Source organism: Bdellovibrio sp. BIS2 (assembly GCF_055398295.1).
The window spans coordinates 2,495,042-2,512,415 of sequence record NZ_AP035879.1 but is presented as its reverse complement, the minus strand read 5'-3'; the positions used below and the strand labels follow the sequence as shown (position 1 = coordinate 2,512,415).

The 17,374-nt window shown below is 51.0% G+C and carries 15 protein-coding genes; 8 read left to right on the top strand and 7 right to left on the bottom strand.

Going from position 1 to position 17,374, the window contains the following annotated elements:
* The first annotated feature begins 21 nt into the window (after window positions 1–21).
* Complete coding sequence (locus ACZ520_RS12040; protein WP_232469230.1) at window positions 22–1,530, top strand: flavin monoamine oxidase family protein; 1,509 nt, start codon at window positions 22–24, stop codon at window positions 1,528–1,530.
* A gap of 57 nt (window positions 1,531–1,587) precedes the next feature.
* Here ACZ520_RS12040 and ACZ520_RS12035 read toward each other — a convergent pair whose 3' ends face one another.
* From ACZ520_RS12035 to ACZ520_RS12025, 3 genes are all read right to left on the bottom strand, one after another.
* A complete protein-coding gene (locus tag ACZ520_RS12035) occupies window positions 1,588–2,103 on the bottom strand; it encodes a hypothetical protein (RefSeq protein WP_088564807.1) in 516 nt (171 codons plus the stop codon).
* Window positions 2,104–3,819, bottom strand: a complete 1,716-nt coding sequence (locus tag ACZ520_RS12030; protein ID WP_088564808.1) for a DUF2785 domain-containing protein — start codon at window positions 3,817–3,819, stop codon at window positions 2,104–2,106. It lies immediately after the preceding gene.
* Between the two features lie 153 nt (window positions 3,820–3,972).
* On the bottom strand, window positions 3,973–4,641 hold the full coding sequence (locus ACZ520_RS12025; RefSeq protein ID WP_464125721.1) for a hypothetical protein: 669 nt from the start codon (window positions 4,639–4,641) through the stop codon (window positions 3,973–3,975).
* A 226-nt stretch (window positions 4,642–4,867) separates the two neighbouring features.
* On the opposite strand from ACZ520_RS12025, the gene ACZ520_RS12020 reads away from it, so the two are divergent.
* On the top strand, window positions 4,868–5,668 hold the full coding sequence (locus ACZ520_RS12020; RefSeq protein WP_464125719.1) for a S1 family peptidase: 801 nt from the start codon (window positions 4,868–4,870) through the stop codon (window positions 5,666–5,668).
* Between the two features lie 51 nt (window positions 5,669–5,719).
* Here the strand turns inward: ACZ520_RS12020 and ACZ520_RS12015 are convergent, their stop codons facing one another.
* Both ACZ520_RS12015 and ACZ520_RS12010 read right to left on the bottom strand, forming a co-directional pair.
* Window positions 5,720–7,363 (bottom strand): BNR-4 repeat-containing protein, encoded by a 1,644-nt coding sequence (locus ACZ520_RS12015; RefSeq protein WP_464125716.1) that lies wholly within the window; start codon window positions 7,361–7,363, stop codon window positions 5,720–5,722.
* Window positions 7,363–8,205: a hypothetical protein gene (locus tag ACZ520_RS12010; protein ID WP_232469231.1), complete on the bottom strand. Its 843-nt coding sequence runs from the start codon at window positions 8,203–8,205 to the stop codon at window positions 7,363–7,365. Before ACZ520_RS12010 ends, ACZ520_RS12015 begins: the two co-directional genes overlap by 1 nt.
* A 494-nt stretch (window positions 8,206–8,699) precedes the next feature.
* Between ACZ520_RS12010 and ACZ520_RS12005 the strand changes: the two genes are divergently transcribed.
* The 6 genes from ACZ520_RS12005 (at window position 8,700) to ACZ520_RS11980 (ending at window position 15,472) form a co-directional block, all read left to right on the top strand.
* A complete protein-coding gene (locus ACZ520_RS12005; RefSeq protein WP_464125713.1) occupies window positions 8,700–10,445 on the top strand; it encodes a hypothetical protein in 1,746 nt (581 codons plus the stop codon).
* 3 nt (window positions 10,446–10,448) lie between these two features.
* Window positions 10,449–11,126: a hypothetical protein gene (locus ACZ520_RS12000; protein ID WP_088564812.1), complete on the top strand. Its 678-nt coding sequence runs from the start codon at window positions 10,449–10,451 to the stop codon at window positions 11,124–11,126.
* A 25-nt stretch (window positions 11,127–11,151) separates the two neighbouring features.
* Window positions 11,152–12,564, top strand: coding sequence for a hypothetical protein (locus tag ACZ520_RS11995; protein ID WP_088564813.1), 1,413 nt, complete (start codon window positions 11,152–11,154; stop codon window positions 12,562–12,564).
* A 10-nt stretch (window positions 12,565–12,574) separates the two neighbouring features.
* Complete coding sequence (locus ACZ520_RS11990) at window positions 12,575–13,834, top strand: hypothetical protein (protein WP_464125709.1); 1,260 nt, start codon at window positions 12,575–12,577, stop codon at window positions 13,832–13,834.
* A gap of 92 nt (window positions 13,835–13,926) precedes the next feature.
* Window positions 13,927–14,940, top strand: coding sequence for a hypothetical protein (locus ACZ520_RS11985; RefSeq protein WP_374030617.1), 1,014 nt, complete (start codon window positions 13,927–13,929; stop codon window positions 14,938–14,940).
* A gap of 52 nt (window positions 14,941–14,992) precedes the next feature.
* Window positions 14,993–15,472: a YceI family protein gene (locus ACZ520_RS11980; RefSeq protein ID WP_088564816.1), complete on the top strand. Its 480-nt coding sequence runs from the start codon at window positions 14,993–14,995 to the stop codon at window positions 15,470–15,472.
* Between the two features lie 36 nt (window positions 15,473–15,508).
* Here ACZ520_RS11980 and ACZ520_RS11975 read toward each other — a convergent pair whose 3' ends face one another.
* Together ACZ520_RS11975 and ACZ520_RS11970 are read right to left on the bottom strand one after the other, a co-directional pair.
* On the bottom strand, window positions 15,509–16,144 hold the full coding sequence (locus tag ACZ520_RS11975; protein ID WP_088564817.1) for a hypothetical protein: 636 nt from the start codon (window positions 16,142–16,144) through the stop codon (window positions 15,509–15,511).
* 9 nt (window positions 16,145–16,153) lie between these two features.
* The gene (locus tag ACZ520_RS11970; protein ID WP_232469233.1) at window positions 16,154–17,317 is read right to left on the bottom strand and encodes a hypothetical protein; all 1,164 of its coding nucleotides are present in this window, start codon (window positions 17,315–17,317) and stop codon (window positions 16,154–16,156) included.
* Window positions 17,318–17,374: the final 57 nt, after the last annotated feature.

Here is a 17,374-nt window from a genome sequence, read left to right as displayed (position 1 = left end):
TTCTATGCAGGTGAGGGATTGATGGCAAAAAGTTCTTTTACTCGTCGCGAGTTTTTAAAAATCTCGGCCCTGGGGTCTTCGGCTTTGGCATGGGGCGGCTGCGCCAGTGCCGAGCGATTCTTCATGGGGGATTCCCGCGACCTGCGCAGTGAAGTTGTCATTCTGGGGGCCGGAGCGGCCGGCCTGGCTGCAGCTTTTGAACTGAAAAAGAAGAAAATCCCTTTCCGTATCTTTGAGGCCTCCTCACGTGTGGGGGGCCGCGTGCAAAGTGTTCCCGTGTTCGGTGAAGCAGGCCCCGTGGGCGAACTGGGGGCCGAGTTTTTTGACAACTCCCATGTGCAGTTGCTGAGTCTTGCCAAAGAACTGAATCTGCCCGTGCGCGAAATCAAAACTCCGACAGATGTGGAAGCACACCTGTTTTCTTTTGATGGCAAACAGTACCGTGTGAAGGATCTGCTGCCACGACTCAAAACCCTGCAGGCGCCCTTACGCCGCGTGCGCCTGGATCTGTATCGCGACCAGGATGTGGTGCTCAGTTATAAAAACGCCTTTCAGTTTGAGCGCGCCGCTTACTATGACACTTTGTCTTTGAAAGACCTTCTGGAGTCATGGTCCTCGGAAGTGGACCCGGTGCTTCGTCAGTTGATCGAAGTGCAGGCGGTCAGTCGTTTTGGCGTGGATGCGGCAGACCAGTCTTCTTTGCATTTCCTTTCCACCGTGGACGCCGAAGGCAGCTCGCTGCTGGGTGCGCGCACGACCTATCGCATGGAAGGCGGGCTTTCCAATCTGATGCAGACTTTGGCCTCCCGAGTGGCCGGTGTGATTCCGGACTATTCCGTGAAGATGAACATGGCCCTGGTGGAAATGTCCTTTGAGAATGAAACCTTCGAGCTGACTTTCCAGGGACCGCAGGGCAAAGAAACCTTCCGCACGCGCAGTGTGATCTGCACGATTCCGTTCTCAAAACTGCGTGAAGTGAAGGGCTTTATGGATCTGGAAATTTCCAATCTTAAAAAAGAGGCCGTGCGCACCCAAGAGTACGCGACGCATTCCAAAGGACTGATCCCGTTTGCCAGCCCCTTCTGGAAAAATCGCAGTGGCTCAACGCCGGCGAATCTTGGGAACTTCACCGGTGACTTCCTGACCGAGAAAATCTGGGACTCCGGGCGTTCTCAGGCTGGCACGCAAGGTCTTCTGACCTGGCAACGCGGAGGCAGTGCCGGCTTGAAGGCCGGGGCCGCTGCCACCGAAGAAACATTGAAGGACCTGGGTTTGTTCTATGGCGAAGTGCCGACAAAATTCAACGGCCGCGATCAGATGGTGAACTGGAAGCAGCGCAAGTGGTCTTTGGGGTCCATGGCGGTGTTTAAACCAGGTCAGTACATGAAGTATCGCGGGGCTGCCGCCGATCCGGAATTGAACGGACAATTGCTGTTTGCGGGCGAACACACCAGCCTGCGTTTTGCCGGAACCCTGCAAGGGGCGATTGAAACCGGGCAGAGGGCCGCGGCGTCTGTGTCCTTGGGATAAAATAAAAAAAGGCCCTGAGTCAGGGCCTTTTTCTTTTTCTGATTTTACAGTTCAGAACTACTTCACCAGATTGATTTGCAAAGTGCCGGCTTCGCCTTGAGCCGAGATGAAACCATCAACATCGGTTTTGTTGATCGCGTTGATCAAAGAGCTCAGACGGTTGCCGGTGGCGGTCATGCCCTGAGGCACGGAACCATCGGCATTCACCCAGCTGTAGTTGGCTTGCGGGGACACGACAAACACCACGATGTTGTAAGAAGGACGGAAGCCCTCTTTTTCAACCTGCACTGATGGCAAGCTCATGGAATCAGCAGAAATGTAAACGGTGCGCGCCTCTTTCACCTGAGAAATAGAGATTGAGGAATTCTCGGTGGAGATGAACGGGCGGGAGCCGACAGCATAAAGAACCGTCAGGTACTGACCGCGATAGTTGCCCAGTTTGTTGACCTGAAGGGACGGGATCGTTTCAAAGCGTGCAGCTTCTGCACTTCTTTGTGATACCGAACCACTCATAAGGCCCAGACCGATGATCAGAGTCAAAGCATTGATGATAATAAGTTTGAGGGATCTCATTTAGTTTGCTCCTGTTTTCGCGTAATCCAGATACATGATCAGGTGACCATTTGGATCCATCATCACACGATTGATATCCAGTTTAATTCCCAAAATCTGCGGTGGCAGTGGCAGGCCGCCTGGAAGGGCTTCTTCCGTCTTGGCCCAGTTGGCACTGCGTTTTTTCAGCTCGTCCTTCACACCTTCACGGACTTTGCCTTTGAACAGCTTGCCGGCTGTCGATATGTACTTGTCATCCAGGTACATGCTGTCAGTGTCGATGGAGTACATCAGCAACTGCATGCCGGTCTTATCACTCAATTGGCGCAATTTTGCAATGATATCGAAGTCCACCACGATGGTGTTTTTCAAGAACATGCTTCCGGGCTTGATTTCGACGGAAACTCTCAATTTAACGAAGGTTTCCGTAGGCTTAACCGCCACACCGGCTGGAGTTTTTACATAGTCAATCAGTGGCGTCGCGACCAGTTTCAAAACGGAACCATCACTTTGTTTGATCTGTTCGAAGTTTTTGCGCTCGAAAGCCAGTTGCAGAACGCGGTTGATCAGGGCGCGGTCCACGCTCAGACCAATGTCATAGTTTTCCTGGGTCACGGCCGTGAAAGACGGAGCCCCACGGGAAGCGTGCGATTTCACCGGAGCACTCTGAGCGTTGATCGGATCTTCCACATAGGTGGTCAGATCCACATTCAGGGATTTCTTAAGATTCAGGCTTTGCAACTGCAAGCCCCACTTGAAAGCGGGACGGGTGTCGGTCGGTTCCTGACCTGGGGCTGCCATGTCCTGAACCTGTTCTAAAGAACCACCCAGGAATTCTTTGGCTTTCTGATTCAGCATGGCCGGCAATTGCGTGCGGGCAAAGTCACCGATGCTGCCGCGGACTTTTTCAAGAATCATCGGAGCCTGGGACTGGAACAGTCTTTCCAGCTCCTCGTTGTTCACGTAGAATTTCTTGCCGTTCACTTCCACGGCGAACTGCGGAACGATCAGACGGCCGTATTTCAAACCCAGGGGGATGGAATCAAAGTTGTTGGAAATCTCCAAAGCTTCAAATTCAAGTCCGCCCAGGTTGTTCATGCGCAGATAGAATGGCAGACGGATTTTCAGAGGCATTTCCTCATCCGCGGCCTGCAAAGTCACGTCTTCAAAACCGGCTTTACCCAGGAATTCGTTTTGAGTGTCCCACGCCACCACGGATTTGGTAGAGATCGTCAGTTTTTTGACTTCAAGTTCAATCGCCAGGATGGCGCCATCACGCTTACCCAGAGCTTCCATCAGAATTTCATCAGTCACCAGACCAAAACGCGAGAATTTGGCCACGTAACCGGATTCACCGATTTCAATAGTCGGTTGGTGATCATTCATCGAGAAGCCCACCAGCCAGCGGGTCAATAGACCGCGCACCTGCTGGTACATTTTGACCATTTCAGGATTCGCATCCATGAAGTCGTCCATATTGATGGGCTTTTCAGCGGTGTAGCTCATCGCCGGGAAGTAGCCCTCATCCAGTTTCACGCCGACGTTACCCAGGATTTCGCTCAAGCGGTTGTCGAAGTATTTCATCCCGCGTGGGGTGATTTGCACGCGCACAGCATTGGGCATCAGATGCTTGTTTGCAATCTGCGGATTGGCGTCCGTGATAGCATGGGCATTCAGACTCTGCAAAGTCAGCAGAAGTGGGATCAGCATCTTGGATGTATGAAACCGACGTACCATTTTTTCGTCCTCATGGTTAGGGGCCTTTCGGCCTCAGCCAATAGTTGCAAAGCAGATTCCAATTTGAGACGGCCTCAGAAGCAATTAATAGGGGACAGAAGCTTCTGCCGGTGTCCAAAATTGATACAGGCGCCTTTTAGCGGCGCCTTAAGCTTATTTAAGCAGACCCGCGCTTAACGCCAGGGCTTTTTCCATTTTCTGGTCCGCTTCTGCGCGGATTCTTTCTGACAAGCGGGCCTCCAAAAGATCGGCGTTGCCATCGGCCCCAGCCAGTGTTTCCAAAGAAGTCTTCATCGTGCTGTCAGCGGCAAATTCAAAAGAGCCTTCCAGAATGGAAGTCGTTTCACCAGAAGCCATGAAGAGCGCCAGAGAAGGGTGGCGGTCCGCTTGGAAAGTGCTTTCTGCCTGAGTGTAAGAGGCTTCTTTCAATGCCTTTCTGGCTTCGGCATCCCAAAGCTTCAGTTCTTCCATATCCGATTTTTTGCTGTCGACCAGGGCTTGCAGCATCGGCAGCGCCGCCAGGTCTTTGGCTTTGGCGAAACTCAAAGCACGCGTGCGGGCCTCAGCGCAAGAGTCGGAGGTTTTAAGGATCTCTTGCACGGCGGGGATGTGCTCTTGGTGTGACGCTGTCGTCAGGATAAGATCGCGAACCGAGCCTTCCACTTCCTGCAGCAGGTACTGAGCTTTCAGGGGATGCTGGGAGCTGTAAAGGGACTGTTCCTGATGCAGACAGTTTTGGATCTGGGAAACATCAAGGCCCGCCGCCTGGGACAGGGAAGAGCCGAACATCAGACAAAGCACCGCAATCTTAGTCATTTTCATTTTCTTATCCTTTGGAGGGTAAATCTTTGAACGGATTGAAATACTTCAAAGTGGGGACCACCGCGCTTGGCGAGCCATTGCGATCTGGGCTGTTGTGGTTGTGGCGGTGGGCCCAAAATTGTCAAAAATCAGGACGGTAGGGTAAAAACATCTGGGAACACTTTTAATAGGAGGCGCGGCGGGACTTTTTTTGATAGAAGGGGAGCGCTTTTAAAGGAGTGCTCAAATGCTCAAAAAGATTTCTTTGATGATGGTTTCGGCTGCGATGTTGGCTGCCTGTGCGGATCAAAATTCTGGTCAAATTCAGGCGCAAGGTCAGGATGTTATTGGTGGCGACAAAGTTTCTGCCAACGATATCATCGCTCGCTCTACCGTGGGTCTTTACGATGAAAAAGCCGGTGCTTTGTGCTCGGGGACTTTGATTGCTCCCCAGTTGGTTCTGACGGCAGCTCACTGCGTGGATCCAAATTCTGACAAGCTGATTGTTTTCTTCGGTCAGGAAATGAAGGGTCTTGATCCTGCGAAGGTTCGTAAGACTGTAAAAGCTCTTCAGCATAAGGACTACAATCCTGAGCGCGTGGAAGACACGGCCGACGTGGCTTTGGTCAGATTTGAAGGTGCATTGCCTGCGGGTTATGCTCCAGCTCCATTGTATACAGAATTCAACCAGTTGCAGAAAGGTTCCAACGTTGTGGTGGCGGGCTTTGGTTTGAACTGGGCTTGGGGTGTTAAAAAAGGTGCAGGGACTCTGCGCACAACGGAATTGAAAGTGAAACGTTCCCTGTATGGAACAACTGAAATCATGCTGGATCAGTCCATTCGCAAAGGTATTTGCAGTGGTGATTCCGGTGGTCCTGCGTATGTTCAGAAAGACGGCCGTCTGTATTTGATGGGTGTTGCCAGCCGTGGGGACTCTTTGCCAATTCCTTTGACTCCGGACTGCTTCATGATGTCCATCTTCACTCGCGTGGATGCTTACACTCCATGGATCGCGGAAACATCTGCATTGTTGATGTCCATTAAGTAATTCAGATTTGAATAGTTAGAAAAAGAAAAAGCTCCCGAAGGGGAGCTTTTTTTATTTGAAATCCTTGTCATTGACCAGGAACCAGTTTTTGCCCTGGTCCTCTGATTTCAACAACGCCGAGTTCAGCATCGGGGAGGTGTTGATGGCCTCACCACTGGGTGATTTAAAGTAATAAGGCGCATAGGGGCGCATCTGGCTGTATTCCAGATACAGGTTGCCTTTGCGGTCCATTGTCAGCACCTGATAGTAATGGGTGTATTCCTGAGCATTCGGGTATACCAGAATTTTAGGCTCGGACCATTTCCATTTTTTGCCGCTGTTGTCAGGCTCTGCACTCTGATAAGCCAAAGCACCGAAGTACTCAAAATCAAATACGGATTTGTCATGGGCCCACAGGCGGTAAGCCAAGTGCAGGCGGTTCTGGGAATCAATCACCAAAGATGCATAAGTTTGGCTGCCACCCTTAACGCCCGGGATATTGAAATTCGCAGAGTAACCACTGTCCGTGGTGTTCACATATTCTGACGGGCTCCAACTGTCGATAGAATCCGGTTTCAAACTTCTTGTATACGTGAAGTGAGCGCCATGCGCGCCCCCAATGACGTGCAAAGTGCCATCCTGACTGCGCACGATGGCCGGCTGATTGTGACTGTCATTCAGTGGCCAGGTTTTCAGGATCTCGGTTTTTTTGAAGTTGCGCGTTTTCACGTCCACTTCCGCAATCCAGATGGCAGAGTAGGGATTACCGGCTTTGTCAGGCTTGGAGTTCGTCACTCGGCCACGCTCGTTCTTTTCCATTTTGTGATCCAGCGTTGCTTCAAGCCAAGTGATAAAGTACTTGTCTTTGGAACGCAGGATTTTAACGCCACTGCCACTGCGATAGCCGATGGGCTGGGCATTTTCAGACAGCACCACAGGCAGATCCTTGACCAGTTCGCCTTGTTTGAAATGGGTCATCTGGAAAGTCAGTTTGCCGACGGTGCCTTGCCAGTATTCAAAACCGCGTTCATAGCCCGGCGCTTTTCCCGTGGCTTGATAATACAAAAATGCCGGAGGACCGGGCAGGGCTTCCACCGAAGTGGGTCTTTCCAGGTCATACCATTCAGGCAAAGCGCTTTCAGTCAGAAGATTCAAAGCCTTCCAACTGCGACCATAGTCTTTGGAGTAGGCCACGACATAACTTTTCTCAACGCCATCTTTGATTCTTAGGGGCGTGTACATGATGTCGTCCCGGTCAAACACCGCCATCTTGGGGTCCCACAACAGATCCTGGCGGTTGGCTCGGGCCAGTTCATCGACATTGGATTTCGGGTAAAGGTCCTTCAGAAAATCTGATCCCAAACCAAGTTCAGTCCAGCCCCCCCCGTCATAGCGGACAAAACCCGTGGTCAAGGCCGTGGTCTGACTGCGTTCATGCTGACGCAAGTAAGCGCGGTTCTGACTGTCAAAAGCAGGAATGTAAACTGGAAAACCCGGTGTCCAGTGAAAGACGTTTCGTTCGTGCTGGGATTCCTGAAAGTTATAGGCTTCTGCAGCGGTGTTGAAGCTGTTCAAACCGCTTTTAGGCAAAGCTGGAAGTTTAATGGGAGTGAATGTGCGGCTGGTGGAGGCAAAGTCGGCCTGGCCTTCTTTGTCGTTATAGTACGCCGAAACCGCGATAAAGGCGATCAAGAGGAAGAAGACGACCTTCTTCATTAGAACTGCCAGCCCCATCCTGCGCGGATGATGATCTGATTCGCAGATGAGGTGTTGTTATCCGGGAACATGGCATAATCCAGTTGTACCGGAATAAAGCTTTTGCGATCCAGATGATAGTCCAGACCCAAAGAGCCCACGATGGTTTGATTCGTGCTGATTTTGCTGGTGTCCAAAACGTTACTGGATTTGCCAATGGCGAACAGGAAGCCCAGACCGCCGCCAACCCAGGCGTCCATCTTGGTGTTGCGAAGGTAAGAATAGCGCACCAAAGCCTCGACCCCCAGATAGCTGATGTCGACGGTACAATCAGAACCTGAGCAACTGACTGTGGAAGAGCTGCCTTTGGCGCTCAGGGTTTCATAGCCCCCCAGAATGCGCGCGCTGATGTTTCCATCCAGTGGCATCTGATAGAATGCAGAAGCATTGATGCTGCTGCCGCTCAAAGCCACCGAAGAGCTGGAGCTGGGTTTCACCGTCATGTTATTCATGGCGTAACCTGCAGTCACACCCCAGGATGATTTGCTTTTGCCGGGTTTTTCCGGAGCGGCGCTTTTGGCCGTGGAAGCCGCTTTGGTCCCGCCGATCTTGGCAACAGTCAGGTCCGCCGTCATTTGTCCTTTGAGGACTGCCGCAACAGCTTTGCCATTTTTGATTTGTTTTACTTCAAGCAGGGCGCGGGCCTTGCCTTCAGCATTGCGGGCCCCGAGTTTGTCGCCAACCTGAAGGTCTTCGCCTTCCATGTCGATCAGGGCGCGATCACCTTTAACGACGACAGTTTTAAGTGCCCAAGCTGGTGAAACCAAAGATGATATCAATAGTGTTGCAATCAAAAATCTCATAATGACTTTATCGACAAATTGAAACGGAACTAAAGGAAAAGATGTTCCCCAAGGCGGCGGGGACGGGCGGCTAAATGGCGAAAAAGCTTCTGAAAAACATGGGTCCACAGCCTAGGTGTATCGCAATGATGCATTCGCGGAAGCAGGAATCAGCTTTTTCGTTCTTGGGGAACATTTAGTTTTCATCCTTCCGGAGCATAAAAGTGTCTCATGCAGGGATTCATGGATCCTGTCTTCAGATACTTACGCCCTTTCAGAGGGCAAAAGTGTTTCACTGTGAATCATCGTCAATGTCTTCTACAGGGAAATCCGGACAAGTTTTTCTGTCCGGAGCATCACAATTTTTCCCAAATTAGACGATAATGTAATCACTCAAGGGGGAATTGAGTATGAGGGGCTACAAATATCTTGTTGTCGTGGCGTCAGCGTTTTCTATTATAAACGCTCATGCTGCAGAGTCAGACATGCTTAAGGCCAAGAAACTCTACGAGAGAATGACCGGCGTTAAGGTGTCTTCCACCAAGCCCGAACTGAAGAAAGTGGCGGAGTTCATTGCGAACGGGGATACTCGTGGTGCAGCGAACTATATTACCGGCACTTCAGACTTTCTGAATGTTCAGATCAAAAATCTGTCTTTGAAGCTTTCAAATAAAGATGAATCCGTGAAAGTGCCTTTCAACGACTTCTCGGCGTTGATCGTTGGTGTGGTTCGTGATGGCAAGGATTTCCGTGAAATTCTGACGGCTGATTATTATTATGACGTGAAGGGCGTAGCCAACGAGACTGATCAAAGAACCCGCATGTTCAATCAGGCCAACTATACACCGATTGAAACGTCTTATATGAATCTGCAGACATCCCTGGTTCAGCAACCGCGCCAAAAGATGGTGAAGTCCGCGTGGAGCACGCCTTATCTGCAGTCTGAGAAAAACTATGAGATGGTCAGTCTGGATAACAATCCTGAACCAGCCGGTGTGTTTACGACCCGCACCTTTGCGGAAAGAAACCTGAGCGGTGGTACCAACCGTCGTGCCGTTGAGTTTTCTTTGAAACAGTTCCTGTGTGTGTCCATGGCGGAAGCGGCGGATTCTTCGGCTTCTGACCAATACGTGGGCCGCGATGTGGAGCGCTTCCCGGCAGGGGATCACAACAAATATCTGACCAGCTGTAAAAGCTGCCATTCCGTGATGGATGGTATGCGTGGTGCCTTTGCAAAGCTGGATTACACCAATTTCACCACGGGTGGTGCGACCGGCACATATTCCCAGATGAACGGGGACTTCTTCAATCAGCATGGTATCCAGCAGGAATACAACACCTACAGTACGAACTTTATTACCCCGGCAACAAAGGATATTTTGCCTGATCTGGAGATCAGACAGGAGAATTCCACTTGGTACAAGACACGTCTGGCTTATTTGATGAAACGCGGGGACACCGAGGCCGTAGCGCGTGGCAAGTTGGATCCGACGTTGAGCACGATTCGCGATCCGGCGATTGCAAATGCAATGGCGGCAGATTTCAGTGCAAAAAAAGCCGCCTTCCTGGAGGACTTGAAGGCGAACCGTGCGGTTGATGCCTATAAAACTCAATATGTTGCGGGCTGTCTGAACAATTTGGTGAAAGCTAATACCGATGTGGCCGAACAGCGCCGTCTGTTCCTGATCTGCAATCTCGACAACAAAAAAGAAATGTCTGTATTGTACGAACACTATGATGCGTATTTGACTGCGGCGAAGACCGCCGATACGGAAAAAACCCGTCTGTTGGGCAAGCTGGTCAACAGAGGCAAGCCGGCTCCGATCAACCTGGTGACACCTTACCTTGAAGCCCGTGAAGAACTGCGTTTGTTCCCGCGCAACGCTTTTGATTCCAGCACGGGTGTTGCGGCAAAAATGAACAAAGGCAGCTATCCTTATGGTTTTGTTGTCAGCAGCGATAACTTCGTGAACAACGCTGTTTTGGGCAGCAAATCCACGTTCTTTGGCTGGAGAGGCAGCAATGCCGGTGGCGGCCAGGGAGTGAAGGATTTCGGCAAAATGCTTTCTCAAAGCCGTCGTTTCAGTCAGTGTATGGCCAAACGCGTTTACGAGAGCGTGTGCCTGAAAAAACTTGAATCCACCCAGTACACGACGCTGGTTCGCCTGGGGGATCGTTTCGAAGCGGTCAATTATAATCTAAAAAGTCTTTATACTGAAGTCGCCCTGGACCCTGTCTGTGGCGTGGTGAAAGAGGAGTAGGCCATGAATGCGAAAAGAAAAATTGGCGCAGTGATCGGTGTGAGCTTCTCTTTCCTGTTTGTGACGATGGGCTTTCAAAACTGTGCTCAACAGACTGATTTTGCAAGTCTTGAGGAAGTCACTTTGAATGGTGGCAGTGTTGATGGCAGCAATAACAGTGTCAACAACAAGCCCCAGTCGGATATCGATGGGGCGCCGGTGGATGCAAAGCAAACGCTGGAATCCATGATGTCACTTCTGAATCTGAAAAGTTCGGATATCAACATGACGCTCGTGAATTCCGAGATCAATTATCGTCGCAATCTGCTGGTTCCGGCCAATGATCTGACGCTGGTAAATTCACCTAGCATTATTGCCACGACGTCTTTGGCGGGCGTGGTCTGTCAGCAAGCGGTGACCAAAGAGAAAAAAGGCCCTCGCGATATCTTTAAGTACCTGGATTTTGCCAAAGGGCCGGGTACTTACGGTAAAATGGGTGCCATCAACACTTATATTCTGATGATCGACCGCTTCTGGATGCGTAAGCCTTCCAGCGATGAGCTGGTTTACATCACGCAGGCTGTGGATGAGTACTACAGCACGTTGAATTCCACGGCACTGGGGAGTGCTGCGGAAACCGACAAGCTGGCTATCTTTATCTGTTCAGGCATGTTGTCCGTGCCAGAATCTTATTTGCTGTAACGGACGACGGGGATTTGGGGGGAAAATGAAAAACGATAAACTGAAAAAAGTTCTTGATGAAAAGACCGACATTTCCAGCCTGAAACTGTCTCGCCGCGAGTTGCTTGAGACAGGCGTTCTGTCTTTCGCCGCGCGAGTGGCCGTGCCTGGCGCCGTGACTTCCATCCTGACGATGGGCAGTCAGGCGGAGGCTGCTGACAATGCTTCGATGATTCCGTTTGTGACCCTGGGATTGAGCGGTGGCGCTGCTCTTCATGGGAACTTTGTCGTAAAAGACAAAGGCGGCAGTCTGCTGAGTTCTTACAACAAACTGGGCCTGGGTAAGGCCGGCTTCGGCACTGAAAAAGTCATGGGGGCGGATTTTGCCACCAGCTCCCAGTTGCATAAAGGCATCAAGTCCGTCGCTTCTGCAGCAACGCTGGGCAAAGCCCGCCTTGTCGCTCTGTGCACGGACACCGCTAACGACACCAATGGTCAGGCGGCTCTTCGTCCTTTTTATGATCTGTCTGGTCCTTTGGAGCGCGCCGGTCTGATTGGTAAAGTTTTACCGGGTGTGCATCAGGGCGCCAGTGCGGAAAATATTCGCCCGGTGTTTTCCTCTCCGAATTCCACTTTGGAGTTGGCGAGCCTGGATAACATGTTTGGTGCCTTGAACTATTCAAATACTTTGGCGGATTCGAAATTGTTCAATGCAAATCAAAGACGCAGTCTGGCTTCATTTGTTGCCAAGATGACCAAGTCCCAGGTGGCAAAACTGAACTCGAAAAATGACGGCTTGAAAGTGGCTTTGCAGGAAGCCGGTATCAAGTCCGGAGATATCATTGCGGCGGGCGGCGCTTCGGGTGTCGATCCACGCAAAGATGCGATCGTTCAGAATGTTTATAAAATCAATACCTCCACGGCAAGCAACAATGCCACTGCAATTACGGCAGGTGTTGTTTACAATGCCCTGAACGGAAATATCGCGCACGGGCGCATTACTTTGGGCGGTTACGACTATCATGCTCCGGGAGTGCGTACGGCGGCGGATGCGAAAGACTTCGCTGCAGGTGTGCAGATCGGCAATATGCTGGAACTTGCCAGTCAGATGAAAAAGCCTTTGTTTATCATGGTCACAACTGATGGTGCTTGTTCCTCCGAAGTGTCGGACTCGCCAACCAGCATCTGGTCCAGTGACTATTCGTCGTCACTGCAGTTCATTATTGCCTTTGATCCAAGTGGCAAAGTGACTTCCAGTGGTACCCAGATCGGTCATTACCTGAGCGATCAAAGTGTGGATACGTCCACGCTGGTAGGATCCCGTCCGGACTATGTGGCGGCGGCGATTCTGGCGAACTATTTGAATTTGAATTACAAGATGGGGATGTTCAAACAACTGGCGCCGGCCACCTTGCAGGCGGACGACGTAGAAAAAGTTGTTAAACTTCACGTAGCTTAAGGGGAAGCGAATGAAGAAACTTCAATCTTTGAAGGTTCTGGGGGCTGTATCCGGGGGACTGATCCTGGTTGTGGCATTCCAAAACTGTGCTCAGAGTCTGGGCGAAGGTTTTCAGATCGACACGCAGACGGTGAAGCTGGTCAATCAGGGCAGCTCGGGTTTGACGGGTGGATCCACGGAAGAAGAAGGGGATGAAGGTGAGCAGAGCACAGGTGATATCTGTGAAGATCAGCTTTATGCCAAGTTCGGTTCCGGTTATTATACATTCCTGAAAAACAACTGCGCGGGCTGCCACAATGGTGAGCACGAAGCACCGGCCTTTGCCTCCAAGAACTCTTTGATGTCCTATCAGGTGTTCAAGGATAAAGGTTACGTGGCGATTTCAGACAATGCGATCAATCCGGCGCACAATCCCCCTTACACAGGTGCGCACCACAACGGTGCGATTTCAAGCTTGAAGGCGGAATGGCAGGCGGCTCAGACGTCTTATCTTTCCTGTAAAGGTGATGACGGCGTCGATAAATCCGTCATCACGGCCAATAAATCCAATGCAGCCATCGTTAACAGCAAAGGCACCCCTGCCACCTGGACGAAGCTGGAATGGAATTACAGCACGGCAGCAGACCTGCCCGCCAAAGCCACGACGTTCCCATTGAAGATTTCGGTGGAGTTGCAGGTTGCAAAAGTCGGTGGAGTTGAAGTCGGATATGCGGCTCGCAATCCCACGATGTCCATCACAACCGGCACTGCGAAGTATCGTGTGAAGGGTCTGTTCTTCTATGTAAATGACAAGATGCTGGATTCGGCGACTGTATACCGCAGCATTAATGCCGTGGTTTGTCCGGGAACACCGCTGGCGCTGGCGCCAGTAGGGAATGCCCAGCTTCTGGTGCAGAATACAACCAAAACAACAGATAAGTTTGCCCTGCAGTTCACTTCCATTGAAAAAGCCGAGTCCAACGCGACATGTGGAACCGGAAGCAGTGTGGTGGTGCCGGTTGATGAAGCTCCGGCAAACGTGACTTATGCGATGCTCGTGGGTTCGGATACAAAAGTAAATGTGTTTAAAACTCAGTGTCTGAGCTGTCACTCGGGCGCGGGCGCAGACGGCGGGCTGGATCTTAGCAATTATGCGGCTTCCAAGGCGAAGTCCGGTGTGATTATCAAGCGTATTAATGACGCGAACTCACCGATGCCACGTTCGGGTCTGATGTCTTCGCAGATGAAGGCCATCGTGCAGAAATGGGTGGATCTGGGGATGCCAAACTAGTCTCATATTGAGACAGGAAACCAAACACGGAAGCCTTGGGTTCTTCGTGTTTGGTGCCGATAAGAGTTTTGTATGTTTTTGGGGGAGTTCGAATGAAGCTAGGGGTTTTAAAGACCGTTGCGGTCGGCAGTGCGGGGTTGGCGATGATTCTGGCGTTCCAGAATTGCAGCGACTTTGCTTTGCAGGATCAGGTTCTTTATGAACAGGGGATCTTTGATTCCCGCGAAGCCCTGGATCAAAAATCCCTGCCAAAACTTTTGTCTTCCACAGAGCTTTCTTTCTGGTCCAAGCCCGGCAATCCTTCCTATGTCAACAAAGCCCTTTTTATGGCGGATCAACTGTCCTTCGTTGTGGCACTGGATACCAGCATGACGGGGAAAGTTTTTTCAGTGTCTGCGGGAGCCAATCAAGAGGATGCTTATATCAACATCGCTGCGGGTAAGATCCGCGTGGTGCGTGCGGCTCCGGATGCCAGCAATATCGCTTATATGGAAGTAAACCTTCCCAGCAGCGGCAGCAAGATGGTGCTGGCGGCAGGTTTTGGTGTGAAGCCCACCGAGATGACCTTGCAGGTGAACGGCGTGGTGCAGACGGCTGAAATTAAAAAAACCGGAACTCCCGGAGACTTCGCCTTCACCGTGAAAAGTGTGGCGACCGGTGGCACGAACGGTCAGATCTACGAGTATGTTGTGTATGGCGGCTCAGCCACTGACGGTCTGGCGCTGAGCAAGGGCGAACTGAATGTGATGTCCCGCTATGTGGCGACCAATAATCTGATTGAAAATGTGATCTTTGATCCGGCGTTGATCAACGACGGCAAGGAAGTGGTGGAAGAAAATCCAAAATTCCTGGCGGCCAAGGCAGTTATCGATTCCAAATGTCTAAACTGTCACAATAGTTCTTCTTACGGAGACTTCCGCAACCTGACGGAAACCAAAGCGCTTTCGCGCGGCCTGGTGAAAGCCAAGGATCTGGCGGGATCAAAACTTTACTATCGCCTGTCAGGGGCCACAGTGGGGCCGGGAACTCGCAATATGCCGACGTCGGGTTCTATGTCAGCGGCAGAGGTTCAAGCCGTGGCTGACTGGATCAACAGCATTGAATAAGTCATTTAATATGTTTTTAAAACAATCACCAAAAGTAAAAGGGGTAGGGCAAATGAAATTTGTTGCAGCATTGATTGTCACAATGGGTATTTCCACAGCAGCGATGGCGCAAAGTGTGGTTCTGGATGTGGTTTTGAATCCGATGGGGGATTTCAAAGGCAAAACTTCTGACGTCAAAGGTCAGGCCGTGGTGAACGGTGACGAAGTTTCCGCTGAAAACATTGTTGTGAATCTGAAAACCTTGAAAACCGGCGTAGAGCTTCGTGACAAGCACACGCAAAAGCATCTGGAGACAGAAAAGTTCCCAGAGGCGGTTTTACTTTCCGCAAAAGGTAAGGGCGGCAAGGGCACGGGTAAGATCAAAATCCGTGGTATTGAAAAGGACATTTCCGGGGTTTACAAAGTGGAAGGCAAGACTTTGAAAGCGAAATTCAAGTTGAAGCTGAGCGACTTTGGCATCGAGGACATCAACTATATGGGTGTTGGTGTTGAAGACGAAGTGACTCTGGCCGTGACTGTTCCAGTAAAATAAATAAAAAAAGGCCCCTGAAAAGGGGCCTTTGTCTTTCTAGAATCGGTAGTTCACGCCGATTTTCCAAAGGGTGGATCCTTCCGTCAAAGGACCAATCCCGGTATAGAAATCCCACTTCTGAAACATGCGAATGTTCAAGTCGGCAATACCCGTGACGTTCAGGCTGCGGCCCGAGTCAATGGTCTGCGTGCTGGTTTCTTTCGGCCAGTCGATGTTTTTATAAAACAACATTCCGGTCACACCGGCATTGATTCGTCCGGACAGACGGTAAAACACGCGCGGGGAGATCCCGTAAGTGGTGAAGGCCACTTTGTCTGCAAGATAAGGATCCGCATCAGATCCACCGTTGGAACGGCCCGCCCCGATGAAGGCACCAGCGCTCCAGCCCCAGCGATAGTAGGTGATTTCTTTCATGATGGTCACGGTGATGGCATTATAGTTGGCAGGCACCTTGGTGTTGGTGATGCCGTCTTGAACGCGCAGGGTTTCATCCCACTGCAAAGTGGAAAGGCTCAAGCCCCAGTTTTCACGTGCGCGAACCGCTGGTTTTTTGGCGGTGGTTGTTGCCGGCGCAGCTTCCGCCGCCGGAGTTTCTTCGGTCTCGGCCTCTTCCTGGGCCAGAACACTCTGAGTCAGTAAAGAGGCGATTAATACAAGCATCCATTTTTTCATATGCGTCCCTTAGTAGGAAATATGGATCTGCCCCTGCAGAGCCCAGGCATCATCGACACCACCGGTGTCCGAATAGGTTTTTCCATTGGTGGCCATGGCACGGAACTCTGTGCGTGGCAGCGGGAACATCAAAGCCCCCAGACTCCATTTCATCGCCTCCGCCGAGGATTTGTTAATGTCGCCTTTGGTGTGTTCCAGAATCGACAGGAAATTATAACCACGATTGATTTCCACCATGGTTTGCACGATCGCATAGGTTCCCAGCTCGGCTTCAGAATCCGCAATCTTGTCCTTTTTCTGGCGCAGACCAAATTCACCCATGATCGCAGAGCCTTTGGAAAGCCCCATACGCGTGGTCAGGGCCGCCAGATTCCACTGTTGCAGGTCACTTTGGGAAGTCAGCACAGAGGCGCCGACTTTGAACTTTTCATAGACCTGGTATTCACCGGCCACCGAGAATCCTTTTTGTTTTTGCGGATCTTCCTGGGCAGCGTTGCCAAAGAACGCATTCACAGCCACGTCCCAGTCCGGGTAGGTGAAGTGACCAATCACTCCTTGAGACTGGTCAAACTGCCCCAGAGTGATGGCTTTACGGCTGACCGCCGAGTGATCGACGTTGCGGATGCCGTAAGCTTTATCCATCTGACCCACATACAGCCAGAAGTTGTTGCTTTGTTTCCAGCGCAGATAGTATTCACGCATGAACCAGGTGTTGGTTTTCCCGTAATAAGGCTCCACGCCGGTGTAGGAAACGGTTGTGATCAGCGCATAGTTCTGTTTCTTGTCCAGGAAGAAATTCAGATTCACATCATTCTGCATGTTGATGTAGCGCTCGGTGGAAGCCTTGGCACCAGGATCCATCTGCAACCACAGACCACGGTATTTCAGACCCGGGCGCACCCACCATGGCAGCTTCTTTTTGCCCAGAAAGCCGGACATCTCGGCGATTTCCTCTTCTTCCATGGATTTCGGAAAGACCTGGCGGGACGTGATCTCGGTGGCAAACAGGGCACGACCGTAGTCATTCAAAGCGCCGCCTCCCAGACCGTTATAGTGGCAGGTGATGCAGGAGGAATAGCTGTACCCGATAAAATCAGGATAGGCCTTTGCCTGACTGGTCAAAACAAGGGACGCAAGGATGAAAATGACGTGCTGAAAATTTATGTGTCTCACAATGAGAAATTCTAAGGATTGAAGCGAGATAATCAATAAAAATCTATACCCTGACTC